At 34.8% G+C, this 7,480-nt stretch carries 5 protein-coding genes and 1 pseudogene; 1 reads left to right on the top strand and 5 read right to left on the bottom strand.

Annotated features, from left to right (window positions below):
• The 4 genes and pseudogenes from L6Q46_RS11220 to L6Q46_RS11205 all read right to left on the bottom strand — a co-directional run.
• A pseudogene (locus L6Q46_RS11220) lies at nt 1–484 on the bottom strand (succinate dehydrogenase); the annotation flags it as partial.
• 179 nt (nt 485–663) lie between these two features.
• Nucleotides 664–1,536, bottom strand: a complete 873-nt coding sequence (locus L6Q46_RS11215) for a hypothetical protein (RefSeq protein ID WP_291284380.1) — start codon at nt 1,534–1,536, stop codon at nt 664–666.
• A gap of 123 nt (nt 1,537–1,659) precedes the next feature.
• Nucleotides 1,660–2,511 (bottom strand): ChaN family lipoprotein, encoded by an 852-nt coding sequence (locus L6Q46_RS11210; protein WP_291284379.1) that lies wholly within the window; start codon nt 2,509–2,511, stop codon nt 1,660–1,662.
• 3 nt (nt 2,512–2,514) lie between these two features.
• Complete coding sequence (locus L6Q46_RS11205; protein WP_291284378.1) at nt 2,515–5,292, bottom strand: glycosyl hydrolase; 2,778 nt, start codon at nt 5,290–5,292, stop codon at nt 2,515–2,517.
• Between the two features lie 277 nt (nt 5,293–5,569).
• On the opposite strand from L6Q46_RS11205, the gene L6Q46_RS11200 reads away from it, so the two are divergent.
• Nucleotides 5,570–6,862, top strand: a complete 1,293-nt coding sequence (locus L6Q46_RS11200) for an aminopeptidase P family protein (RefSeq protein WP_291284377.1) — start codon at nt 5,570–5,572, stop codon at nt 6,860–6,862.
• A 168-nt stretch (nt 6,863–7,030) separates the two neighbouring features.
• Here L6Q46_RS11200 and L6Q46_RS11195 read toward each other — a convergent pair whose 3' ends face one another.
• The gene (locus tag L6Q46_RS11195; protein ID WP_291284376.1) at nt 7,031–7,423 is read right to left on the bottom strand and encodes a DUF1398 family protein; all 393 of its coding nucleotides are present in this window, start codon (nt 7,421–7,423) and stop codon (nt 7,031–7,033) included.
• Nucleotides 7,424–7,480 lie beyond the last annotated feature (57 nt).

Raw genomic sequence — 7,480 nt, 5'->3', positions numbered from 1 at the left:
GAAAATATTGACCTGTTTGTGTACCTACGTAAAATTTCTGTTTGTTCCCTTGTACTTCAATTTCTTTAACCATTAACGGCATATTTTTGTCGAAATGCATTTTAGCCCAAAAATTCACCATGTGAGTAGCGATGAAAACTAAAATCACAGTTCCTAAAACAGCCATATTTCTTGAAGCTAAACTACTAGAAGAACCATCTGTTTTTGCATAACCAATTGGCCTTGCTTTTTTGTTTTGGATTGTCAACATAATTCCATCGATTGCATGGAATATAATTGAAATGTAAGTAAGGTAAGAAAGTAACTTAACTGCAGGATTGGTGGTCATGAATAAAGCATATTCATTGAATTGCAAGCTGGTTCCAAAAATCAATTGAAGATTTCCTGCCAAATGCCCCGCCAAAAACAAGCATAGAAATAAACCTGTAAGAGCCATCCAGTATTTTTTTACGATAGATGACTTTAATAGTGCCGATTTTGCCATAATTTTTATTTGATTGTACTAGTTTAATAAAAAATCAAACAAAAATAAGGCTATTTGAAATTAACTACAACCTTTTCGAGCTAATTTATAATGATTTTAAAATGAATTTAACTATCGTTGAATATCAAGCGTTTAGACACTCCAGACAACGAAAACATATACTATTTTAGCAAATATATTTATTTAACAAATGAAGGAATCAATCCTCTGAGTCCCATATCTACCACATTTTCACCAATAGAGGGCTCATATTTACCATCAGAGGTTACTTCTTGCCACTCAAAACTATTATTGGTTGACAATGACAATGTAATAACGATATCACGGGTTTCATTTCCGTTAATAACTAAATTTTGAGCAAATTTTCCAGTTACAACACACGAGCCAGAAGGAATTGGTGAAGTTGAAGCTATAGGATTTGGAACCGTTGTAGCTCCTGCAGGGGCTTGTCCAGAAGTTGCATAAGGTAAATTATTCAATGCAAATGCCCAGTAACCTTGCAAGCGATTTCCGTTTACCGGAAATGAATTATTTCCTATTGAATGTGTTGTAATATAATTATTGTATCCAACAAAACTCGCTAATTTACCTTGATAATCTGCGCCATTGTTGCGAATTGAAATATTGTATTCTTGATAAGCTAATGAAACTCGCACATATTCATAGTTTCCTTGTGCTACTTGACTTAATGGGATTTTTAAAAAAGCTTCACCTTCACCTACCACAACGGCTTTACTAAAATCAATTGCAACCGAACCTCCTTGAGTAGTTTCATCTGCATGATATAAGACAGTTCCTTCTGTTAATTGAGTGTAAGCTGTGGGTGCCAACTCAAAATAATGCGCGCTAATTTTACTGAAATCGGGAGATTGTGCTGCATGACCCGATGGAATAGTAGCTGGTTGACCCAAATTATTCAATCGCACTTGATTGGGATCAAATTGAAATTTGACTATTAAATGAGGCTCTTCCGATACATCGTCTGAATCTTCACAAGAGAAAAAGGCAAATGCACCAACTATTAAAGTGAATAAAACTACTAATTTCTTCATACTATCGATTGTTTTCTAACCCTGATTGGAGTGATAGCTCCCGATAAAATCGGGACTATAACGGAAAGCAGGAATCCAACATTAAACAAAACCCAAGCGTTTGGTTTCTAAATAAAGACGATTTTAATACGTTTTTGTTACGTCTTCATCTATAACGAGAATAAAGTCGGCTTTATTGTAATGTTCGGCTTCTAATTTTGAAATATCTTTTTGTTCCACCGTAGCGATTGTCACAATTTTTATGCCAGCGTCTAATTTTTTCAAATACCAATTGATGCCTTCATAATTATCCGAATGATAAGTACCATTGTAATGAATAAAAACACTGTTTTCTTTTCTGTTTTTATTGATAAAATATGCCATTGTAGCATCTTTTATAGCTTGTGCTTTTGGCATTTTGTCGCCTGCATGACCACCTTGCATTCCCATCATGCTTTTATAACCTGGAAGATTGATATCAAATGCTATTGGCAACGGAGCAATCCACGATTTTTCTTGAGCAGAAAGCGAATCCAAAGCCACTAAATCCTTTTTAAATACCAATGAAGCGTATCTTCGAGGCACATTTGTAGCAATAAAACTGAATTTCTTTTCTTTGGCAAAATCGACTAAAGGTTTGTAATCGGTTTTATAATTTTTCCAAAGTCGAGCCGAAGAATCCAATTGTTTTTGATTGATTTCGCCATTCAAATATTGATTTACTTGCTTTTGATTATCCGCTTCGAGCATTTCGGCGCCTAAAACCAAATCTTTCTTTTGGGCTAAATCCTTTGTGAATTCTAATTGCAACCAATGTACAATAGAATTATCATGATATTCGCCAAACAAAACTACATCCGATTTTTCAGCTGCTTTCAAAACTTTTTGATACGATGATTTTTTACCCTTTTTATCAAAAATTTGATAGGCTTTTTTGTCTTGAGCAACACTTATGATAGTTGCAAATAAAAAAATGCAAAAAGTGATTTTCTTCATTACTTATTTTTTTGGAGCTGAAACTTCGAATGATTTGCTTTCCGATGCTTTATCTTTTGAAACTGTCATTTTGTATTTTCCAACAGGCAAATAAAACTTCTTGTTTTCAGCTTCTTTAATTTTAATGTTTTTGTCTTTTTTATTCCACTTTTCAGCCACTTCTTTTGAAAGCGAATAATCAAATTCAAACGAATTCAATCCTTTTTTAGCTTCAACTTTTTGAGTGTGAACTATTATTCCCGATTCATTTGTAATGGAAACCGCTACAACTCCATCAACATTTGAGTAAAACCAAATTGTTTGCGATGGCTCACTCGGTTTTCCCCAAGCATAATTTTGACTTCCCCATCGGTCTGATTTTGTTCTATCATTAACTTTAAATAAATGAAGATTTTTAGCTAAAACATCCTTCGTTACTTCCTGAACTTTAGAAATATCCATTTTATAAATCGAACGACCATGAGTTCCCACGATTAATTCTTTTGCTTTGGTTTGAATTACCGCATCATGAACTGCTACATTCGGCATTCCGTTTGAGAAATCTTGCCAAGTTGCGCCTTTGTCTAACGAAATGAATAAGCCATTATCCGTTCCAACGTATAAAATGTTTTCATTTACTGAATCTTCAACAATTACGTTAACCGCTTGCGTTAATCCATTTGAAATTGAAGTCCAAGTCGTACCAAAATCTTCTGAAACAAAAGCATAACTTTCAAAATTATCGTATCTATATCCGTTTAAAGTGGCATAAACTCTTTCTTTTTTGTGAGTTGAAGCGACAACTCTTGAAACCCATAAATTTTGAGGTAAATTACCAGAAATCAACTGCCAAGAAACGCCACCATCTTTTGAAACATGAATTTTTCCATCATCAGAACCTGCATAAAGTAATCCAAATTGGAATTTGCTTTCTGAAATGGTAGTTAACGTTCCAAAAGCTACATTTCCTTCTTTTGCACCATTTGTTAAATCACCTGAAATTCGTTCCCAACTTTCGCCTTGATTCATAGAACGGTGAAGAAACTCAGAACCCATATACAAAATATCTTGGTTGTGAGAAGACAATAAAATTGGGGTTTGCCAATTGAAACGATATGGCTTTTCTCCTTTTGGAGCTTTTGGAGTGATGTAATCAAACTTGTCTTCTTTTTGATTGATTCTGTAGTAGTTTCCAAATTGATATCCAGTAAAAACTACATTTGGATTGCGACTATCGATTTGCGTTTGCATGCCATCGCCACCCATTAATTCTTGATACGGATATTTCCCTTCTTGATGCCAAGCTACATTGTGCGAGTAATTATTTGGACCAAACCAAACACCATTATCTTGCATTCCGCCATAGACATTATAATTCTCTTGATAATCCACATTCACAGCATACAATTGACCTAACGCTTCATTGTTACATTTAATCCAATGCGCTCCATTGTCGTACGAAATATTTACACCACCATCATTTCCGTTGATAATGTGATTCGAATTTTCAGGATTGACCCAAGTTACATGATGATCGGCATGAACGTTTTCTTTAGAAATGGCAGTAAAAGTTTTTCCTCCATCTTCCGAAAACAGTAATGGAACACCACCAATATAAACACGATTTTGATTTTTCTCATCTACAGAAATGTTCGCAAAATAGTAGCCGTAGGTGTAAAACATATCGTCAATATAATTCTGATTCGCTCTTTTCCATGATTTTCCGCCATCTTCCGATTTGTAAACTTCGCAACCAATTACTTCAGTTTCAAATAACGCTTTATTTGCATCGGATAAAACCGCTAGAACTTCTTTAGGTTCCATGTTATTATTGGCAACCCAATTTTTAATATTTTCCGCACGATATTTATCTCTAAAACCACTTTCTTTCAAAGCGATATTCAATTCTTTATTCGAAATTTCCATGAAATCCGCTCCAGGAGTAGATAACATCGTGGTTAATTTACTTTTCGAATCCGTTTTTGGTCGCTTGTTTTGATTGTCTACGACAGCATAAATCACGTTTTCATTAAACATGGCTAAACCAATTCTTCCGACACCTTCATTTGTTGGAAATCCACTTTCTTTTGTAGTGACTAATTGCCAAGAAGTTCCGCCATCTTCACTTTTATAAATCCCCGATTTTTCTCCATCACCATCAAAATGCCAAGCTTTTCTATCTTTTTGCCAAGAAGCCGCAAACATGATTTTTGGATTGTTTTTCGAAACGGCTAAATCAATAATTCCAGCATCTTCCGCCACAAACAAAGTTTGTTTCCAAGTTTTTCCACCATCAGTTGATTTGTAAATGCCACGTTCTTTATTAGTTGTATACAAATGTCCGACAGCAGCCACTACAATTTCATTCAAATTGCTTGGGTTGACCCAAATTCGGCTAATGTGATGCGAATCTTTTAATCCTAAATTTTCCCAAGTTTTGCCTTTATCCGAAGATTTTAAAACGCCAACTCCAGCATAAGACGAACGCGAAGCATTCACTTCACCAGTTCCAACCCAAATTGTTCCCGAATTCCAATCCACCGTAACTGAACCACAATTAACCGTTTCTGCCGAATCCATCACAGGAGTGAAAGAAGTTCCGTTGTTATTGGTGAACCAAAGTCCGCCAGTAGCATAAGCCACGTAAAATTCTGTTGGATTTTTTGGATTTACAGCTAAATCTACCACGCGACCACTCATGATGGTTGGTCCGATATTTTTAGCTTCGACTTGATTAAACAACGAATTTTGAGCGATTGCCGATTGCACAATCAATAAAAACAGGATAGTAATTTGCTTCATCTTGAAAAAATTTGTTGAAAATTAGCCAAAACATTGCACTTCTACAAAATTTCTAAAGTATTTAACAACTTTTCATTTTTATCTTATTAATTTTGAAAAACTATTTTTCTACCACATAGAAACATAGAATTTTGATTGTTTAGAAAAGGCATTTTATTCATTTTAGTAAACATAGTTCAAACTATCTGAAAATGAAATGCTATATTTTTCTCAAACTTTCTAAGTAAACCTATGTATCTATGTGGTTAGAATTTAAATATTAAAAAATCTTTACATCATGAAATACCATCAAATAGACCGCGATTTATACGTTAAAAACAGAGCGAAATTTACAGCTCAAATGAAACCAAACAGCGTTGCGGTATTCAATTCGAACGATATTTATCCAGTAAGTGCTGATAGCACATTGCCATTTGCACAACATAGAGATATTTTATATTTATCTGGTGTGGATCAAGAAGAAAGTATTTTATTGCTTTTTCCAGATGCACCTTACGAACATTTGAAAGAAATTTTATTCTTAAAAGAAACGAATGAGCACATTGCCATTTGGGAAGGTGAAAAACTAACCAAAGAAAGAGCTTTCGAAGTTTCTGGAATTAAATCGGTGATTTGGTTACAAGGTTTCCATAAGACTTTGAAAGAAATCATGGCTTATGCCGATACGATTTACATCAACACTAACGAACATTACAGAGCGGTTATTGAAACCGAAACTCGTGAAGCGCGTTTTATCAAATGGTGGAAAGAAAATTATCCAGCACACAAAGTAGAAAAATCGAATCCTATTTTACAAAGATTGCGTTCGGTTAAAGAAAGTGAAGAATTGGATTTAATCCAAAAAGCATGTGATATTACTGAAAAAGGTTTCAGACGTGTTTTGAATTTCGTAAAACCAGGCGTTATGGAGTTCGAAATCGAAGCCGAATTTGCGCATGAATTTTTAAGAAATCGTTCGAAAGGTTTTGCTTACACCCCAATTATCGCTTCTGGAAACAATGCGAACGTGTTGCATTACATCGAAAACAACCAACAATGTAAAGCTGGCGATTTGATTTTATTAGACGTTGGTGCAGAATATGCGAATTATTCAAGTGATATGACGCGTATGGTTCCAGTTTCGGGTCGTTTTACAGATAGACAAAAAGCAGTTTACAATGCGGTTTTAAATGTGAAAAACGAAGCTACAAAAATGTTGGTTCCAGGAACGTTATGGAAACAATATCATGTAGAAGTGGGTAAAATCATGACTTCTGAATTATTAGGTTTAGGATTATTAGACAAAGCCGACGTACAAAACGAAAATCCAGATTGGCCAGCGTATAAAAAATATTTCATGCACGGGACTTCGCACCACATGGGATTAGACACGCACGATTACGGATTATTACACGAACCAATGCAAGCCAACATGGTATTCACAGTTGAACCAGGAATTTACATTCCGAAAGAAGGTTTTGGTATTCGTTTAGAAGACGATATGGTGATTCAAGAAAAAGGAGCAGCATTTAATTTAATGCGTAATATTCCGATTGAAATTGAGGAAATTGAAGCGATTATGAATGCTTAATTAGAGAAAAGATACAAGAAGAAAGAGAAAAGACGGTTTACGAAAGTGAGCCGTTTTTTTATGCTCAAACTTTCTTTAACACAAAGTTGTCATTCCGACGCAGGAGGAATCTCATAACATGAGCAGATAATGTGATTTCTCCTTAGGTCGAAATGACAAAAACTTGTTTTATACCGACGGAATCACTTCCACTACCATTTCATTCCCAGCTTTGTCGTAATAACTGCAAGTCATTTTATCCATTACCACAATCCATTTTTCAACACCTGATTTGGCGCAATCGTTTAAAAACGTCATGTAATCGGTGTTGCCTTGTTGGTGCGATTTTAAGTCGGATTTGAATTGTTCAAGGTTGCTTTCATCAGCAATGGTTAAGGTTTCCGAAAAACCTTCTGATGACGTTTGAAAATTATCTTTTCCGAAATAATTGGTATGATTATCAAAAACAAAAGTTTCAAATGAAGTAACACCAAGCGCAATAATGTCTTGCATGTATTTTGGAAAATCAGCACCGCTTTTTACTTTGGCGTGTGCTTCGTGAATTTGTTGGATGGTGAACATAGGTTTATTTTTTTGGTAATTGAATTTGTGGTAATGGTTGACAAAGTGTTTTATTTA

Origin of the sequence: Flavobacterium sp. (assembly GCF_023151265.1) — a bacterium.
In the GTDB taxonomy this organism is placed as follows: domain Bacteria; phylum Bacteroidota; class Bacteroidia; order Flavobacteriales; family Flavobacteriaceae; genus Flavobacterium.
Note: the sequence above shows the minus strand (reverse complement) of the source record. Positions and strands in the feature narration are given on the sequence as shown.